The 16,641-nt window shown below is 31.6% G+C and carries 19 protein-coding genes; 11 read left to right on the top strand and 8 right to left on the bottom strand.

Annotated features, from left to right (window positions below; translation table 11 throughout):
- Nucleotides 1-79: 79 nt before the first annotated feature.
- Entirely contained in the window at nt 80-574 is a 495-nt protein-coding gene (locus U5A88_RS12600) for a DUF6646 family protein (protein WP_354206965.1), read from the top strand.
- A gap of 2 nt (nt 575-576) precedes the next feature.
- Here U5A88_RS12600 and U5A88_RS12605 read toward each other — a convergent pair whose 3' ends face one another.
- Nucleotides 577-1,050, bottom strand: a complete 474-nt coding sequence (locus tag U5A88_RS12605) for a regulatory protein RecX (RefSeq protein WP_354206967.1) — start codon at nt 1,048-1,050, stop codon at nt 577-579.
- Between the two features lie 130 nt (nt 1,051-1,180).
- Between U5A88_RS12605 and U5A88_RS12610 the strand changes: the two genes are divergently transcribed.
- On the top strand, nt 1,181-3,436 hold the full coding sequence (locus tag U5A88_RS12610; protein ID WP_354206969.1) for a hypothetical protein: 2,256 nt from the start codon (nt 1,181-1,183) through the stop codon (nt 3,434-3,436).
- A gap of 56 nt (nt 3,437-3,492) precedes the next feature.
- Here the strand turns inward: U5A88_RS12610 and U5A88_RS12615 are convergent, their stop codons facing one another.
- Nucleotides 3,493-5,031, bottom strand: a complete 1,539-nt coding sequence (locus tag U5A88_RS12615) for a ribonuclease E/G (RefSeq protein WP_354206971.1) — start codon at nt 5,029-5,031, stop codon at nt 3,493-3,495.
- Nucleotides 5,032-5,301: 270 nt separating this feature from the next.
- The gene (locus U5A88_RS12620) at nt 5,302-5,592 is read right to left on the bottom strand and encodes an HU family DNA-binding protein (RefSeq protein WP_354206973.1); all 291 of its coding nucleotides are present in this window, start codon (nt 5,590-5,592) and stop codon (nt 5,302-5,304) included.
- Between the two features lie 134 nt (nt 5,593-5,726).
- On the opposite strand from U5A88_RS12620, the gene mutY reads away from it, so the two are divergent.
- The 5 genes from mutY to U5A88_RS12645 all read left to right on the top strand — a co-directional run bounded on the left by mutY (nt 5,727) and on the right by U5A88_RS12645 (nt 10,250).
- Nucleotides 5,727-6,764, top strand: coding sequence for an A/G-specific adenine glycosylase (gene mutY / locus U5A88_RS12625; protein WP_354206974.1), 1,038 nt, complete (start codon nt 5,727-5,729; stop codon nt 6,762-6,764).
- Nucleotides 6,765-6,834: 70 nt separating this feature from the next.
- Nucleotides 6,835-7,287 carry a single-stranded DNA-binding protein gene (locus U5A88_RS12630; protein ID WP_354206976.1) on the top strand — a complete coding sequence of 151 codons (453 nt, stop codon included), beginning with the start codon at nt 6,835-6,837 and terminating at the stop codon, nt 7,285-7,287.
- Nucleotides 7,288-7,309: 22 nt separating this feature from the next.
- Complete coding sequence (gldE, locus tag U5A88_RS12635; protein ID WP_354206978.1) at nt 7,310-8,626, top strand: gliding motility-associated protein GldE; 1,317 nt, start codon at nt 7,310-7,312, stop codon at nt 8,624-8,626.
- On the top strand, nt 8,610-9,176 hold the full coding sequence (gene gldD, locus U5A88_RS12640; RefSeq protein ID WP_354206980.1) for a gliding motility lipoprotein GldD: 567 nt from the start codon (nt 8,610-8,612) through the stop codon (nt 9,174-9,176). The genes gldE and gldD overlap by 17 nt, the downstream gene beginning before the upstream one ends.
- Before the next feature lie 12 nt (nt 9,177-9,188).
- On the top strand, nt 9,189-10,250 hold the full coding sequence (locus U5A88_RS12645) for a COX15/CtaA family protein (RefSeq protein ID WP_354206982.1): 1,062 nt from the start codon (nt 9,189-9,191) through the stop codon (nt 10,248-10,250).
- A 53-nt stretch (nt 10,251-10,303) separates the two neighbouring features.
- Here U5A88_RS12645 and U5A88_RS12650 read toward each other — a convergent pair whose 3' ends face one another.
- Both U5A88_RS12650 and U5A88_RS12655 read right to left on the bottom strand, forming a co-directional pair.
- On the bottom strand, nt 10,304-10,621 hold the full coding sequence (locus U5A88_RS12650; RefSeq protein ID WP_354206984.1) for a hypothetical protein: 318 nt from the start codon (nt 10,619-10,621) through the stop codon (nt 10,304-10,306).
- Between the two features lie 88 nt (nt 10,622-10,709).
- Nucleotides 10,710-11,087, bottom strand: coding sequence for a heavy-metal-associated domain-containing protein (locus U5A88_RS12655; protein WP_354206986.1), 378 nt, complete (start codon nt 11,085-11,087; stop codon nt 10,710-10,712).
- A 228-nt stretch (nt 11,088-11,315) separates the two neighbouring features.
- Between U5A88_RS12655 and rplU the strand changes: the two genes are divergently transcribed.
- The 4 genes from rplU (at nt 11,316) to dut (ending at nt 14,278) form a co-directional block, all read left to right on the top strand.
- Nucleotides 11,316-12,014 carry a 50S ribosomal protein L21 gene (gene rplU, locus U5A88_RS12660; protein ID WP_354206988.1) on the top strand — a complete coding sequence of 233 codons (699 nt, stop codon included), beginning with the start codon at nt 11,316-11,318 and terminating at the stop codon, nt 12,012-12,014.
- A 38-nt stretch (nt 12,015-12,052) separates the two neighbouring features.
- Complete coding sequence (rpmA, locus tag U5A88_RS12665; protein WP_321975720.1) at nt 12,053-12,313, top strand: 50S ribosomal protein L27; 261 nt, start codon at nt 12,053-12,055, stop codon at nt 12,311-12,313.
- A gap of 85 nt (nt 12,314-12,398) precedes the next feature.
- The gene (locus U5A88_RS12670) at nt 12,399-13,850 is read left to right on the top strand and encodes a lipopolysaccharide biosynthesis protein (RefSeq protein WP_354206990.1); all 1,452 of its coding nucleotides are present in this window, start codon (nt 12,399-12,401) and stop codon (nt 13,848-13,850) included.
- Nucleotides 13,847-14,278: a dUTP diphosphatase gene (dut, locus tag U5A88_RS12675; protein ID WP_354206992.1), complete on the top strand. Its 432-nt coding sequence runs from the start codon at nt 13,847-13,849 to the stop codon at nt 14,276-14,278. The genes U5A88_RS12670 and dut overlap by 4 nt, the downstream gene beginning before the upstream one ends.
- Before the next feature lie 32 nt (nt 14,279-14,310).
- On the opposite strand, the gene U5A88_RS12680 is transcribed toward dut, so the two are convergent.
- Genes U5A88_RS12680 through U5A88_RS12690 form a run of 3 tightly spaced genes read right to left on the bottom strand, consistent with a single transcriptional unit; the run spans nt 14,311 to nt 16,560 of the window.
- Entirely contained in the window at nt 14,311-14,994 is a 684-nt protein-coding gene (locus tag U5A88_RS12680) for a LysE family translocator (RefSeq protein ID WP_354206994.1), read from the bottom strand.
- 18 nt (nt 14,995-15,012) lie between these two features.
- Nucleotides 15,013-16,065, bottom strand: a complete 1,053-nt coding sequence (locus U5A88_RS12685; protein WP_354206996.1) for a 2Fe-2S iron-sulfur cluster-binding protein — start codon at nt 16,063-16,065, stop codon at nt 15,013-15,015.
- Nucleotides 16,066-16,122: 57 nt separating this feature from the next.
- Nucleotides 16,123-16,560, bottom strand: coding sequence for a TPM domain-containing protein (locus tag U5A88_RS12690; RefSeq protein ID WP_354206998.1), 438 nt, complete (start codon nt 16,558-16,560; stop codon nt 16,123-16,125).
- Nucleotides 16,561-16,641: the final 81 nt, after the last annotated feature.

Raw genomic sequence — 16,641 nt, forward strand, 5'->3', positions numbered from 1 at the left:
CTAAATAATTTATAAATTCTACCCCTATATTATAAAATACTTATAATATCTTTGCCTAGAATTTAGATTTAGCAGATTAATGAAAAATATATTTTTAGTAGTAACATTATTTAGTGTATTTTATGTTAATTCACAGGCATTTTATGGAAAAGATGACAGCAAGTTTCAAGTAGGTGTAAACTTACAGCATAATGCAACTTCTATAAATGTTGCTTACGATTACGGACTAGGTGAAAATTTTTCCGTTGGAGTTGTTTCTTCTTATGCCTTAGGTGTTCCAAAAATATTAGATGCAAAATTTGATGATCGTTTTGATTTAAAAGCTCGATTTAATGCAAATATTGGAAGCGTTTTAAATATTGATGAAAATTTTGATTTTTATCCGGGTTTAAATTTCAGTTTCAAGAATTTTGGTGCACATGCTGGAGCCCGATATTTTTTTAGTGATGGATTCGGCATTTTCTCCGAAGTAAACTTCCCTATATCAAAATACAGTTCAGATGAACTAACTGATGCACAGAAATTACATAATCAATTTACATTTGGTATTGGTACCGTATTCAATTTGAACTAAGTTTAAGAAGTCAATTCTGTTATTTTAGCATACACCAAATTAGATTCCCAACCTCTGTACAATAAATAATCTGCTAATTTTTTTCTTTTTTTCTGAATATTTTTCTCTGTTATTTGAGTGAATTTTTTTTCTGCCAATTGAGTAAATGTATTAATATATTCCGTTTTATCAATCTCGCTTAAAGCTTTATTTATGTTATAATCTGTGATTTTTCTATATCTCAATTCTCTGGCTATTCTTATTTTTCCCCATTTTTTTATAATAAATTTCCCTCTAGCAAAAGCTTTTGAAAAACGCTCTTCATTTAAAAAATCGAGTTCCAATAAATGTAAAATTAAAGTCTCCCTTTCTTTAGGTGATAAATTCATTTCATAGGTTTTCCTCTCAACCTCAACATGACAACGCTCTTGGTAAGCACAATAATTCTCTAGCCGTCTTTTTGCCTCTTCAAATGAATAAAATTTCTTGTTATACATAATAGATTGTAAATCAATAAATACTACGTAGGAAAATACTACGTTAGGTTGTTATAGTAATGTGGAAATTATAAATAACTAGATTTTTCAGGACTTAATTCCATAGGTAAGCAATATAATATATTTTATCATGAAATATAAAATAATATTATCATTAAGCATACTATTGCTTAGTGTTAGTGGATATACTCAAATACTACAAGAAGGTTTTGAAAACCCCTTAACAGGGTGGACACAGTACCAAATTAATGGAAGTGTTCCTTTTAGCAGAACTACTGCACAGGCTAATACAGGTAACTATTCAGAATTTACCTATACGCCAAATGCAGTTGGTTTTTTTGGAACAGCTAATAATCAAGTTTGGTTAATTTCTCCAAATTTAGACTTATCATCTGCGGATGATATCGAACTTTCATACTTTGAAAGAAATAGAACCCATCCAAGTTCAGTACCTACTAATCCAACACAACAAGTATTATATTCAACCAATTATAGTGGTTCTGGAAATCCTAATTCTGCAACTTGGACAGTCATAAACTCAACAAATGCAACTAACAATTGGACAAAGAAGACTATTCTGGGTCTAATTCCAGCAAGTACAAATGTTTATATTGCCTTTAGATACGTTGGCAGTAGTTTTAACTTTTTTGTTCCATTTACAGATAGAGAATGGTATATTGATGATATTGAAATTTTAGAATTACCTTGTTCTTATACTACCACATGGAATGGTTCTTCATGGAATAATGGAGCACCGAATGCAAATACATCAGCAATTATAAATGGTAATTACAATACAAATACTCATGGCAGTTTTGAGTCATGTAGTTTGACTGTTAATTCAGGAAGAACCGTTAATATTAGACCCAATACCCATATTATTGTAAATAATGATTTAACAATAAATGGAACCATGCAAGTTAGAAATAGAGGCTCTTTATTAATGAGAGATGATGATGCTGAAATATCGGTAAACGGTACATTTAGAGTTCATAAAAGAACAACTACCTTAAACGATAGTGATGATTACACCTATTGGTCATCACCAGTAGAGAATATTAACATATCATCAGTTTTTACACCAAGTAGTTATCAGCAAACACGGTTGTACTATTGGGATCAATCAAAAGCGAATGTAATTCCTGGCGGAGGAAGTGAAACATTAGGTGAATGGATTCCAGCGGCTGGACAAACCATGGAAGAAGGTAGAGGTTATATTTCACAAGGGCCAACATCAGGTACTTATCCATTACAAGCTAATGTTCGTTTTACTGGCAAACCTAATAATGGCGAGATTGAACTTACCGGTAATGCCGCAGTATATAATCCTGGAAATCCTAATGACGATTTGAATTTAGTAGGTAATCCGTATCCTTCGGCTATAGATGCTGATGAGTTTATAACTCAAAATAATACTGACATAAGCGGTACAATTTGGTTTTGGACACATAATACGGCCAACAATCAAAATACTACGGGTGAACAATATACGGCCAATGATTATGCTTCTTATAACTTGTCAGGAGGTACAAAAGCCACATCAGGGGGTATTACACCTAATCAATATGTAGCATCTGGGCAAGGGTTTATGGTAGAAACACTTTCAACTGTTAGTTCAATTAAATTTAACAATTCCATGCGAATTGAAAATAACAACAATCAGTTTTTTAGAGGTACCGATGTTAAAAACCCTAACGTTTCAGAAAAAGATAGAATATGGTTAAACGTAGAAAGTAGTAATGGCGGAGCATTTAGTCAAATTTTAGTTGGCTTTTTTGAAAATGCAACTGATGGAATTGACCAAGGCTATGACGGAACGAAAATTTCTGAAGGATGGGTTAATTTATATTCAAAAATTGATTCACTAAAATATGCTATTCAAGGGTTGAGTAGCTTTAACTCAGATAAGAAAGTAGCATTAGGCTTTCAAACTTATATTGAAGACCCTGCAATGTTGTACAGTATTAGCATCGAAAAATTTGAAGGTGCTTTAAAGAATAGCGACGTGTTTTTAGTGGATAATGTTTTAAATATTACACACGATTTAAAACAAGGTAATTACAACTTTACAGTGAAGGAAGCTGGTAATTATCCTAACCGGTTTTCGTTGCAATTTACTCATGCCACTTTAAGCTCAGAAGATATAAAAACCAATAACGAGTTTTTAGTTATTAATAGGGATAACACTATTAATGTAAAAGCTAATAATACTATTAATTTTGTAAAAGTGTATGATATAACTGGTAGGTTATTAATTGACAAAAATGTCAATAATAGTGAGGTAAATATAAATACACAATCATTAACACAAGGTTCAGTTTTAATAGTAAATGCTTTTTTTGAAGATAATAGCTCATTATCTAAAAAAATAATTTTAGCAAGATAAAAACAAAAAAAAACCTACAAATTAAATTTGCAGGTTTTTTATGATATAATACTACCTTATTTTATCTCATTACCATCTTTATCAAAAAAATGATATTCAAGATATTGGTAAGCATCTCTTGGTAAAACTTTAATCCACTTTTTATATTTAAAAAACCATTTTTGCTGAATTGAGGGCATCCCCTTTTTAAGATAAGATTCCACAAAAGAATGTGCATGAAGCGTTAATCCTTTTTTTGATTTATCTATAATTCTGTCTAAATGATTTTCAATTTTATCCACTAAAACTATAGGAGCCTCGACCTCTCCATTTACGTTTGGATTCTCTTCTTGTGTTTTTATAACCATTTCTGGTCTTACACGTTGTCTGGTAATTTGCACCAAACCAAATTTACTTGGCGGTAAAATTTTGTGTTTAGTTCTATTTGACTTCATTTCCTTTTTTAAATGGTCAAAAAGTTTTTGTCTATGACCTGCTGTGTGCATGTCTATAAAATCTACCACAATAATTCCACCCATATCACGTAATTGCAATTGACGTGCTATTTCTGATGCTGCAATTAAATTTACTTCTAATGCTGTATCAGCTTGTGAATTTGCTTTGTTTGAACGATTTCCGCTATTTACATCAATTACATGTAACGCTTCTGTATGTTCAATAACCAAATACGCTCCTTTAGGCATTGATACTGTTTTACCAAATGCTGTTTTTATTTGTTTCTCTATACCGTATTTTTCAAAAATCGGCAACTTTGATTTATAAAGTTTAACTATAGAAACTTTTTTAGGAGCAATGCGTTCTAAATATACTTTGAGTTCATCATATAACTGAGCATCATCAGTAACAATACTTGTAAATGAATCATCAAAAATATCACGCAAAATAGAGGAACCTCTATTTAATTCAGACAACACTTTTGCCGGAGCTTGAGCTCTTGGCAACTGTTTGCTTAAGTTTACCCAACGTTGTAGAGAGTTTTGCAAATCTCTATCTAGTTCAGCGACTTTAATACCCTCGGCCACCGTTCTTAAAATAACGCCAAAGCCTTTGGGCTTAATACTTTTTGCAAGTCGTTTTAGTCTTGCTTTTTCTTTATTGTTCGATATTTTTTGTGATACCGAAACTCTATCAGAAAAAGGTACTAACACCAAATATCTACCAGCAATAGAAAGTTCAGAACTTATTCGAGGTCCTTTAGTAGATATTGGTTCTTTAACAACTTGTACTAATAAATTTTGACCTGCTTTAATAACTTGGTCAATTTTCCCATTCTTATTTATGTCTTTTTCTAAATGGAAATCTTTTAAAGTGTAATCTTTTAGTTTACCCGTGCTTACTAACTTAATGTACTTAGTTAAAGACAACAATTGAGGTCCCAAATCATGATAATGTAAAAAGGCATCTTTTTCACTGCCCACATTTACAAATGATGCATTTAAGCCTGACAACGTTTTTTTAATTTTGGCTAAAAATATATCACCAACATTAAAATTATTGTCATTTGTTTCTTTGTGTAACTCATTAAGTCTACCATCTTTTAATAAGGCAAAATCTATATCAGAGGAACTTGATCTAATGATTAATTCTGTTTTCACTCTGTATAAGTTTTGTATCCATACTAAATTTTCATAGTAGGGATTGATTAAAAAAATGTTTACGAGTTAAATAACCCGATGAAATTTGTTTTTGCAAATTTCTTTTTCAAAGAACGATTTGTATTAACAAAAGAAAAAATAGCTTAAGCTATTTTTTCTTTTTGTGTCTGTTTTGTCTACTTCTTTTTTTACGCTTGTGAGTAGATATTTTACTGCGTTTTCTTTTTTTACCACTTGGCATAATCTATATCTGTTTTTATTTGTGAATACTTATTTTACCGGTACGTTCTTTTTAACACCCTCTACAAACACTTTAGCTGGTTTAAAAGATGGAATATTATGTGCCGGAATTTTAATTGTGGTATTTTTAGAAATATTTCTACCTGTCTTTTCGGCTCTGGTTTTTATAATGAAACTTCCGAAACCTCTTAAATATACATTTTCGTCATTTTCAAGTGAACTTTTTACTTCTTTCATAAAGTCTTCCACCACTCTTAGTACATCAACCTTTTCAATACCAGATTTTTCTGAAATGCTGGCTACAATCTCTGCTTTTGTCATGCTTAATTTATTTTATTATTGTTATAAGTGTATTTTTCAGGGTGGCAAAGATAAAACAATTAATCAATTTTAACTAGCCAATCTGTTAAAATTTAATAAGATAAATCCTTAATTTTGCGTGTTTTACTAAAATTATGAATTTTTCTAAACTATTAATAAACTGGTATTTACAAAATAAGCGAGACTTGCCTTGGCGTAAAACCAAAAATCCTTACCATATATGGCTATCTGAAATTATTCTACAGCAAACAAGGGTCAGTCAAGGGCTTGATTATTATGAAAAATTTATTACAACATTTCCTACTGTTTATAATTTAGCTAGTGCTGATGAAGAAAAGGTGCTTAAATTATGGCAAGGCTTAGGTTATTACTCTAGAGCTAGAAATCTTCATTTTTCAGCTAAGTACATCGTTAATGAATTAGACGGGAAATTTCCTGATACATATAAAGATATTTTAAATTTAAAAGGAGTTGGCGATTACACTGCATCTGCAATTGCGTCTATCTGTTATAACGAACCTTGTGCCGTTGTAGATGGTAATGTTTACAGGGTTTTAGCTCGTTATTTTGGTATTGACACGGCCATTAATAGTACCAAAGGAGCAAAAGTTTTTAAAAAATTAGCACAAGAACTTTTAGATGTTGAAGACCCAGCAACATTCAATCAGGCTATTATGGAATTTGGAGCTAGGCAGTGTAAGCCTAAAAACCCTGATTGTTCTATTTGTCCTTTTCAAAATTCTTGTAAAGCTTTAGAAGAAAATAAGATAGCAACATTACCATTTAAAGATAAAAAAGTTACAGTCCGTAATAGATTTTTCAATTATCTAGTCTTTGTTAGTCCAACCAATAAAACTGTCTTAAATAAACGCGAAAGCAAAGGTATTTGGAGAAATTTATACGAGTTTCCATTAATTGAAACTTCTAGCGAAATTGATGTGGATGAACTTATAAAGCTTAAGGAATTTCATGAAGCCTCTACGTCAGACAAAAATGAAATTAAGCTTTTCAATAAAAATCCCGTAATACATAAATTATCACACCAACATTTATCTGTTAAATTTTGGGTGATCCGCACAGAAAAAGAGATTGAAAATGGTGTGTCAATCAGCAATTTTGAGAAATACCCAATACCTATTTTGATTCATAGATTTGTAGAAGCTTATTTTTAACTTTTGTATTTAATCTTTTTAAGATATAAGATTTATATTTTCATTATCTTTGACACACAATTCTATCATCATGGCAGGCACGTTAAATAAAGTAATGTTAATTGGACATTTAGGAGATGAAGTAAAAATGCACTATTTTGAAGGCGGCAACTCAATTGGTCGATTTCCTGTAGCTACCAATGAAAGTTATACAAACAGACAGACTGGAGAAAGAGTTACCACTACAGAATGGCATAACGTTGTGGTAAGAAATAAGTTAGCTGAAATTTGCGAAAAATTTTTAAGCAAAGGTGATAAGGTTTATATCGAGGGACGGATTAAAACCCGTCAATGGGATGACCAAAATGGCAATAAAAGATACACTACAGAAGTTCATGCTGCTGAAATGACCTTTTTAACCACAAAAAAAGAGTTGGATAGTGGCCGATCAAAAAGTAATCCGCCCGCACCTTCAGACACTAAAACTTCAAAACCTAAAAGTGATGAGGTTCCTAAAGAAGTTGATGATGATTTACCATTTTAAGTTTAATTAAACAAGATTTGTATTGGATCCTGAACCCCCGAGTTTATTTTTACTAATTACCATAGATTGGTCATTTACCACTGGAATAATTGCTCTTTTAGTCTTGCTTTTAATATCAGCCTTAGTTTCTGGGTCTGAAGTTGCATTTTTTTCGTTATCAAAAACAACCTTAAATGAAGCTGAAGAATCCAAAAAAACAGCTTTGGTTTCTAAACTTTTAGACAGCCCAAAAAAATTATTGGCCACCATTTTAATTACCAATAATTTTATTAATATTTTAATCGTTTTGTTATTTGCATATCTTGGCGATTTTTTCTTTGGAGATATAATCAATACTGGTTTACGTTTTTTATTGGAAGTAATACTAATCACTTTTTTAATTTTATTGTTTGGTGAAGTTCTACCTAAAGTCTATGCCAACAGAAATGCCCTAAAGTTTGCTTCATTAATGGTTACTCCTATTAATATGTTAAGTGTAATGCTTACACCTTTAAGCATTCCGCTATTAAATTTAACCAGTATTGTAGAAAAAAGATTGGGTAGAAAAAATTCTGATTTTTCAGTAGAAACACTTTCGCAAGCATTAGAATTAACCTCTGAAGAAGGAACTTCCAAACAAGAGCAAAAAATTTTACAGGGCATTGTAACTTTTGGCAATACAGAAACGGTTCACGTTATGTGTCCAAGGACAGATGTTTTTGCTTTACCCGATAGTGATAATTTTATTGAAGTAGTAGCAAAAATAATTAAAAACGGTCACTCCAGAATACCCGTTTACGAGGATAACATTGACCAAATTATTGGTATTCTATATTCTAAAGATCTGTTACCGCATCTCAATAAAAAAACATTTAACTGGAAAAAAGTAATTAGACAGCCTTTTTTTGTGCCCGAAAACAAAAAGCTGGATGATTTATTAAAAGAGTTTCAAGAAATGAAAAATCATCTGGCCATAGTAGTTGATGAGTATGGCGGAACCTCTGGTATTGTAACCTTAGAAGATGTTATTGAAGAAATTGTAGGAGACATTAGTGATGAATTTGATGATAATGATTTGAGTTATTCTAAACTCGATACCAATAATTATGTATTCGAGGGTAAAATTGCCTTAAAGGATTTTTATAAAGTATTAAAAATTGATGAATCCATTTTTGAGAAACATAAAGGTGAAGCCGAAACATTGGCAGGGTTTATATTGGAGATTAACGAAAAATTTCCCCAATTAAATGAGCAAATAACTTTTGATGATTATAAATTTAAGATAGAAATAGTAGACAAAAAACGTATTAAACAAATAAAAGTAACTAAACCCGATGAGCAAGATGTTGCCACAACTTAAAAAGTTAATACTACTAACACTAATAGTATTAATACAAACCTCATGTTCTAATGAGGAATATTTACCTAAACCCAAAGCATTTTTACGTTTAGATTATACTGATACCAACTATAAAGCTGTTGCTAACAATTGCCCTTACAGCTTCGAAACATCTGAGAATGCAGAAGTCAGTTTTAATGAAAAATGCTGGGTAAACATTAAGTATCCCAAGCTTAGAGCATCACTTAATATTACCTATAGATCAGTAGAAAATAATTTGCCAGAACTATTACGTGAAACTGAGAAACTTACCTATAACCACACCATTAAAGCTGATAATATAATTTCTAATAATTATGAAAATACAAACTCAAAAAAGTATGGAGCCTTAAGAGAAGTAATTGGCAATGCAGCATCTTCGTTACAATTTCATTTAACCGACAGTACTAAGCATTTTATTACTGGAGCATTGTATTTTGAAGCCAAACCAAATTACGATTCTATTCTACCAGCGGTAAAATATATTGAAAAAGACATTCAGCACATTATGGAGTCCTTAAGTTGGAAATAAAATATTTTTGATTTGACAACTAAGAATTATAAATACACAAAAACCATTAGAATATGGTTAATTATCGGTCTGATTATGCTAATAGGACAGGTTGTTCTTGGTGGTATAACCAGGCTAACTGGCTCTGGGCTATCAATTACCCGTTGGGATATAGTGAGCGGCACAATACCTCCACTGAATGCTGAACAATGGCAAGAAGCTTTTGACCTATATAAAGAAACACCTCAATATCATAAAATAAATTCTCATTTTAGCCTAAAGGACTTTAAGTTTATCTATTTCTGGGAATATTTTCATAGGCTATGGGTTAGAGTTTTAGGCTTTATTTTTCTTATTCCCTTCATCATATTTATAGTAAGAAAAAAAATAAATTTTTATCTCATTAAAAGATTATTTTTAGTGGTTTTATTTGCTGCTTTAACAGCCTCGGCAGGGTGGATTATGGTAAAAAGTGGTTTGGTAAATAGGCCTTGGGTAAATGCGTACAAGCTAACACTTCATTTTATCTTAGCATTGATTTGCATTACTTTTATGGTAAAAACTATTGCCGATGTATATAACTATAAAGATAATACTTTAAAAAAGAGAAGTAATTTTTTGCCTGTTTTAATTCTAATCACTTTTATCCAAATGGTATTTGCAGGGTTGATGGCTGGTATGAAGGCAGGATTATATTATCCATCATGGCCAGATATGAACAGTTATTTTTTACCAGAAGTATTACAAAAAGTTGAAAATTGGAAGTTAATTAACCTAACAAATTATGATTCTTTCGTTTTTGCTCCAGCACTAGTACAATTTACACATCGTTTATTAGCCTACTTACTAGTTGTTATGACCTTGTATCTATTTTTTAAATATCGAAAAAAGGGTATATCTAAAGTTTCACAGTCTTGGTTACAAGCAACCACAATTTTAATTTTTGTGCAACTTATACTGGGTATAGTAACTGTTTTAAACATTAAGCCAGGCATACCGTTGGTTTATGGTGTGCTACATCAATTAGTAGGTTTACTCTTTTTAATAAGCTTACTCTTTTTTTACTTTTCATTAAGAACCAAAAAGATTGTGTAATAAAAAAGGCCTCCAATTTGGAAGCCTTTTCATAGTGTTTTTGATGTTAAGAATTAGTTCTTCACAGCTTCTTTAACATCTTCAGCTTTTTCCTTAGCTGCATCAACTGCTTTTTCAGCACCCTCTTTAACGTTTTGAGCACCTTCCTTAACAGCATCAACTGCATCACCAGCTTTAGCTTTAACTGAATCAATTACTTCTTCAGCAGTATCTTTCACGTCTTTTGCAGCTTCTTCAGCTGAATCTTTTACGTCTTTTGCAGTTTCTTCTACTTTATCAGCAGCGTCTTCTGCACTTTCTTTAGCTTCTTTACAAGAAACAGCAATCAAACTTACCAGTACAATTGCAAATAATCCTTTAATTAATTTCATTTGTTTTAAATTTAGTTTTTTAATACGTTAACGAAACGCAAAATAACTAATAATATTTTATATGAACAAAAGTTTTTTCTTGGTTTTTTTATTCTGCTTTTTTTAACTGATTTACTTTGTACAAGTCTCCGCCTGCAATTTGCTCAACAATTTTAACTATCTGATTTTCAGATATTTTGTTCGAATCATATTCAACCATTCCGCTTTTTTCTTCAAAACTTATTTTAGCAGATTTAACTCCATCCGCTTTAGAAAGTTTGGATTGAATGGTTCTGGCACAGCCAATTTCACAAGTCATTCCGTCAATTTTTAAAGAAACCTTTTCAAAATTTGCAATTATTTCTTTATTATTCTGACTAGTTTTTCCATTTTCTAGCTTAGAATTTTCACTGGCATTAGAATTGGTTCCACAAGAAAATAGCAAACCTATGACAGACAGTAATGACATTATTCTTATTACTTTCATTTTTTATTGATTTAAAAACGTAAAATTAATGAAAATAATAGCACTAATTATATAATGTTATCTTAAAAAACGAATAATTTTATTTACTAAATCAGCAATAAAAACTGACAAGGTCAAATCGTTAAATAAATTTTAAACTTCAGTTGTTGATTATTTATAAAATTGAAGTATATTTGCACCCGCTTATTATAAAAATAAGCTTATTTAAATAAAATAAAACATTAATTTATGTACGCAATTGTAGAGATAGCAGGGCAGCAATTTAAAGTTGCTAAAAACCAGAAGGTTTTTGTACATCGTTTACAAGATAAAGAAGGATCAAAAGTTACTTTTGACAATGTTCTTTTATTGGATGATGGCAAAGTAACCCTAGGTGCCCCGGCTATAGAAGGTGCAGCAGTAACTGCTAAAATCCTTAAACACCTTAAAGGTGACAAAGTAATCGTTTTTAAGAAAAAACGAAGAAAAGGTTACAAAGTAAAAAATGGACATCGCCAATATTTATCTGAAATTCAGATTGAGAATATTGTAGCTAGCGGTGCAAAAAAGGCCAAAAAGGAAGAACCAAAAAAGGAAACTCCTAAAAAAGCTGAGCCAAAGAAAAAAGCAGCTCCAAAAGTAGCAGCTACTCCTAAACCTGCGGCTAAAAAAGCTCCTGTAAAAACAGCTAGTGCAGATGATTTAAAGAAAATAGAAGGTATTGGCCCAAAAATTGCTGAAATTTTTGCAGAGGCTGGTATTGACACTTTTGCCAAATTAGCAAAAGCCTCTCAAAAAGAATTGAAAGCTATTTTAGAAGGTGCCGGTTCAAGATATGCATCAAAAAATCCTGGTTCATGGCCAAAACAAGCTAAAATGGCTGCTGAAGGTAAATGGGACGAGCTAAAGAAATGGCAAGACGAAACTAAAGGTGGTATTGAAAAATAACGCTTCAGAAAATATTTAACAATTTAAAACTATAAATTATGGCACATAAAAAAGGTGTAGGTAGTTCTAAGAACGGTAGAGAATCAGAATCGAAACGACTTGGCGTTAAAATTTTTGGAGGTCAAGGTGCTATTGCGGGTAATATAATTGTTCGTCAAAGAGGTACAAAACACCATCCGGGCGAAAATGTATATATGGGCAAAGATCATACTTTACATGCTCAAGTTGACGGTATTGTAAAATTTACTAAGAAAAAAGACAATAGATCTTATGTTTCTATTGATCCAATAGAAGCTTAACCATTTTTCAAAATAGAATATACAAACCCTTACCATTTTGGTGAGGGTTTTTCTTTTATATTTGTTGTTGTTATAAAAATTAGATTTGAGTTCGTTACAACGCTTTTTTAAAGACACAATTATTTATGGAGTTGCGGCAGTGCTGCCCAAAGCCATTAATATACTTTTAACAAAATTACATACCGAAAAGCTTGAAACCGATAAGTTTGCCGAAAACACTTGGTATTTTGTTTTTGCTGCTTACTTCATTGCTTTCTTAACTTTTGGATTGGAAACCGCATTTTTCAGGTTTTTTTCTAAAGAAAAAGAAAAGGGCAAAATCGTTTCTACATCTTTTATAACCCTGCTAACATCAATAAGTTTATTTTTAGTTGTTTTACTGGTCTTTAACAATCAATTATCTGATATACTAGGGTTTGACAACCCGTTGCATTTAAAAATACTGACTTTTGTTACCGCTTTTGATACGCTTGTAGTAATTCCTTATGCTTATTTACGAGTAACCAATAAACCAATTAAATTCGCTTTTTACAGAATATCGAATATTTTAATATACGCATTTTTCAATTTGTTTTTTTTATGGTTTATACCATATGCCATAAAAAATAGCATTGCTTTGCCAGCATCTGTAGTTGATTTTTATAACTCAACACCAACAGTAGTCTTCATTTTTATAGCCAATTTAATTGCCAGTTTTGTTACGTTCTTACTTTTATTGCCGTCAATGTTTAAATTCGGTTTTGCTTTTGACAAAAAAGTCCTCCTGAAAATGTTGGCTTACGGCATCCCGATTATGATCGGTAGTTTGGCCTATGTTACCAACGAAAACTTAGACAAACTTTTATTAGGCGATATGATAGGTAAAGACCAAATGGGTATTTATGCAGCCTGTTACAAGTTAGGGGTTTTTATGACCTTGTATATTACCGCTTTTAAATTGGGGGCAGAACCTTACTTTTTTAATCAGTCCGATAAAGCGAATGCCAAAGAAAATTATGCTAAAATCCTAACGTGGTTTACCATAATCGGGGCATTTTTTATGTTGTTTGTTGTTGTATATATCGATTTTTTAGCAAGTTTTATCATTGCCGATGAATATTTTGGGGCATTGGCCATTGTGCCCATTATTTTATTAGCGAATTTATTACTCGGAGTTTACAATAATTTATCGGTCTGGTACAAGTTAACCGACAGAACCAAATACGGCATGTATTTTTCGATATTCGGAGCGGTTATCACAATTGCCTTAAATCTTATTTTTATTCCCAAATATGGGTTTATGGCATCGGCCTGGGCCACCTTGACGGCTTATGGGGGCATGACGTTAATATCTTATTTTTATGGCAAAAAATATTATAAAGTACCTTATAAAATGAAGAAGGTACTGTTTTATATTTTGCTGTCTTTTGGCCTGTCAATGCTCTCTTATTACCAATTTAAGGACAATTATTATATTTCAACATTCTTTATACTTGCATTTTTAACTTTTATATTTATCAACGAGAAAAACGAAATCAAAACCATCTTAAAAAAATGATTGTAAAAATTATCAATAAATCAAAACACGCATTACCTAATTACGAAACCGTTGCTTCTGCAGGTATGGATTTACGAGCAAATTTAGATGAATCTATCACCTTAAAACCATTAGGTAGAGCAATTATTAAAACTGGCCTTTTTATAGCGTTACCTGTGGGTTATGAAGCACAAGTCAGACCTAGAAGTGGGTTGGCAGCAAAAAAAGGAATTACTGTATTGAATGCTCCAGGAACTATCGATGCTGACTACCGCGGCGAAATTGGTGTTATTTTAGTCAATTTATCAAACGAAGATTTTAAGATTAAAGATGGAGAGCGTGTTGCCCAATTAGTTATTGCACAATTTACCCAAGCTAAATGGGAAAAAGTTGAAATTTTAGATGAAACAAAGCGTGGTGCCGGTGGTTTTGGGAGTACGGGTGTTTGATTCAATTTGAGACTAACAAATAACACTTTTTGTTATCTTTCCGAACTGTCAATCTTATCCTCAATTACACTATCAATCTTATCCATCGTTTTATCGGGCAATAAGCCTTGAGCAGCCAAAAAAAGGCCAAATATCATTAAAGCGATACCCATTCCTCTTTTAATTTTTCTGATAACAATTGGCGTTAACTTATTTTTTAATTGTTTAGCCAGTACTATTTTAAGTAAATCAGTAGCAAAATAAGCTAATAATACAACTGTAAAATACGTAAAAATCCGTGAATCGTCCATCTCCAATTTCGGACTAACAACTACAATCATTCCCAGCCAAAAAGCCAATACTCCTATATTAATGAAGTTTAACAGAAATCCTTTAAAAAATAAGCCAAAATAGTTGTTCTTTTCTACCACTACCAAATCGTCATCAGTAATGATCGGCTTTCTCCTCTTGAAAAAGATAAGCAGCCCATAAACAAATAATATACCACCGCCCAATAAAAACAATCTGGGGTCGTCTTTAATTTTTTCCAATAGTGTACGGCTTCCAAAATAGGCAAAATAAATAAAAATTATATCTGCAATAATTACCCCAATGTCAAAAACCAATGCCGCCCTAAATCCTTTTGTGGCACTTGTTTCCAACAATACAAAAAAGACAGGGCCTATCATAAACGCTAAACCGATTCCTATGGGTATGGCATTTATAATATCGTTCATTTATCTAATCTTGTTATTTTAAACATCATCGTAATCAATGCTTATATTAGCAGTAGTTGGATGTGCTTGGCAAGTTAAAATAAGACCATCTTCAATCTCATCATCCGTTAAAATAGAATTTTTATCCATTACCGCCTCTCCTTCTGTAATCTGAGCCAAACACGTACTGCAAATGCCTCCTTGACAGGAATATGGAGCATCTAATCCTTGCTTTAAGGCTACTTCTAAAATAGTTTTCCCTCTTTCCATTTCAAAACTGTGTTCATCATCATCTAACAATACTTTAACTGTAGTTCTCCCATCTATATCGGCATCACCCACTTTATCATCAACTGTAGTAGAAAACAACTCAAAATGAATATTTTTTTCTTCCACTCCCTTTTCCAATAAATTTGATTTTATCAAGTTTATCATGGGTTCAGGACCGCACAAAAAATAATCGTTAAACATTACATCTTTACATTTGTTATTTAAAATGAAGTTTAACACTGATGAGTCTATTCGTCCAAAAAGTGTACCATTTTCTTCGTACTGGCTAAATACATATTGTACTAAAAAATTATTCGGATACGCATCTACCAAATCATCTATTTCTGACTTAAACATTACATCAGCCACCGATTTATTTCCATATACCAAGACAAAATAACTTTCTTTTTCTTCTTCCAACACCGACTTTATCATTGACAAAACTGGTGTAATGCCACTTCCGGCAGCAAAAGCTGCATAATTCTTTTTATGATTACTATTGGGCATTAAATCGAAACGGCCTTCAGGTCTTGAAACCTCTAAAATATCTCCAACCTTTAACTCATTTACTGCATATTTAGAAAACAAGCCTTTTTCAACCTTTTTTACTGCTATCTTAACAGAATTACTCTGTAATGAAGAACAAATGGAATAGGCACGTCTAACCTCATTTCCATCTAATATTTTTTTGATGGTTATATACTGACCCGGTATAAATTTGAATTTTTCTTGAAGGTCTTCGGGTATAGTAAAAACAATAGAAATCGAATTTTTTGTTTCTTGCTGAATCTCTTTTACGGAGAGCTTATAAAATGTTGACATTAATTACTTTTTTGTAATTACAAAATTACAAAAAACTTATCGAAGAGTGTAATTCTACTAGCTTAAAGATATGGAATCTGGCAATTCGTTTTTATCATTTTCTTGATAAGGAAAATAGTGTTTTAACTTAAGCCCCGTTTCTAAAATGCCTTGCTTTAAGCCTTGAGCGTAATTACCCTTTTTAAATTGATTTATAACAGTATCTCTAACACTGTCCCAAAAATGGTTTGGCACTGCAGTATCAATTCCTTTGTCACCTAAAATGGAAAATTTTTTATCGTCAACAGCTACATAAAACAACACTCCATTTTGCTGTTTTGTTGCATCCATTTTTAAGTAATAAAAAACTTCTTTTGCTCTTTCTAAGGGCTCTTTATCAGTAGTTTTTTCTAAATGCACACGAATTTCACCAGAAGTATTTTGCTCTGCGGAACGTATAGCTTCAATAATCTCCTGTTCTTGTGCTGATGTTAGAAAGTCTTCTACTTTAGACATAATTTTTAAGTACTAAGTTTTAGGCACTAAAAAAATACAAACACCAAATTCCAAAATCTATATTTTTACTGCCAACTGAAG

The organism is Aureibaculum sp. 2308TA14-22 (assembly GCF_040538665.1).
In the GTDB taxonomy this organism is placed as follows: Bacteria; Bacteroidota; Bacteroidia; order Flavobacteriales; family Flavobacteriaceae; genus Aureibaculum.

What these genes read in the sequence shown, in the direction of transcription:
- U5A88_RS12620 (WP_354206973.1), bottom strand. Translation starts at nt 5,592, where the DNA reads ATGACAAAAGCAGAGATTGTAGCCAGCATTTCAGAAAAATCTGGTATT.
- rplU (WP_354206988.1), top strand. Translation starts at nt 11,316, where the DNA reads ATGTACGCAATTGTAGAGATAGCAGGGCAGCAATTTAAAGTTGCTAAA.
- U5A88_RS12680 (WP_354206994.1), bottom strand. Translation starts at nt 14,994, where the DNA reads ATGAACGATATTATAAATGCCATACCCATAGGAATCGGTTTAGCGTTT.
- gldD (WP_354206980.1), top strand. Translation starts at nt 8,610, where the DNA reads ATGTTGCCACAACTTAAAAAGTTAATACTACTAACACTAATAGTATTA.
- mutY (WP_354206974.1), top strand. Translation starts at nt 5,727, where the DNA reads ATGAATTTTTCTAAACTATTAATAAACTGGTATTTACAAAATAAGCGA.
- U5A88_RS12690 (WP_354206998.1), bottom strand. Translation starts at nt 16,560, where the DNA reads ATGTCTAAAGTAGAAGACTTTCTAACATCAGCACAAGAACAGGAGATT.
- U5A88_RS12630 (WP_354206976.1), top strand. Translation starts at nt 6,835, where the DNA reads ATGGCAGGCACGTTAAATAAAGTAATGTTAATTGGACATTTAGGAGAT.
- rpmA (WP_321975720.1), top strand. Translation starts at nt 12,053, where the DNA reads ATGGCACATAAAAAAGGTGTAGGTAGTTCTAAGAACGGTAGAGAATCA.
- U5A88_RS12600 (WP_354206965.1), top strand. Translation starts at nt 80, where the DNA reads ATGAAAAATATATTTTTAGTAGTAACATTATTTAGTGTATTTTATGTT.
- U5A88_RS12650 (WP_354206984.1), bottom strand. Translation starts at nt 10,621, where the DNA reads ATGAAATTAATTAAAGGATTATTTGCAATTGTACTGGTAAGTTTGATT.
- U5A88_RS12605 (WP_354206967.1), bottom strand. Translation starts at nt 1,050, where the DNA reads ATGTATAACAAGAAATTTTATTCATTTGAAGAGGCAAAAAGACGGCTA.
- U5A88_RS12685 (WP_354206996.1), bottom strand. Translation starts at nt 16,065, where the DNA reads ATGTCAACATTTTATAAGCTCTCCGTAAAAGAGATTCAGCAAGAAACA.
- U5A88_RS12655 (WP_354206986.1), bottom strand. Translation starts at nt 11,087, where the DNA reads ATGAAAGTAATAAGAATAATGTCATTACTGTCTGTCATAGGTTTGCTA.
- U5A88_RS12610 (WP_354206969.1), top strand. Translation starts at nt 1,181, where the DNA reads ATGAAATATAAAATAATATTATCATTAAGCATACTATTGCTTAGTGTT.
- dut (WP_354206992.1), top strand. Translation starts at nt 13,847, where the DNA reads ATGATTGTAAAAATTATCAATAAATCAAAACACGCATTACCTAATTAC.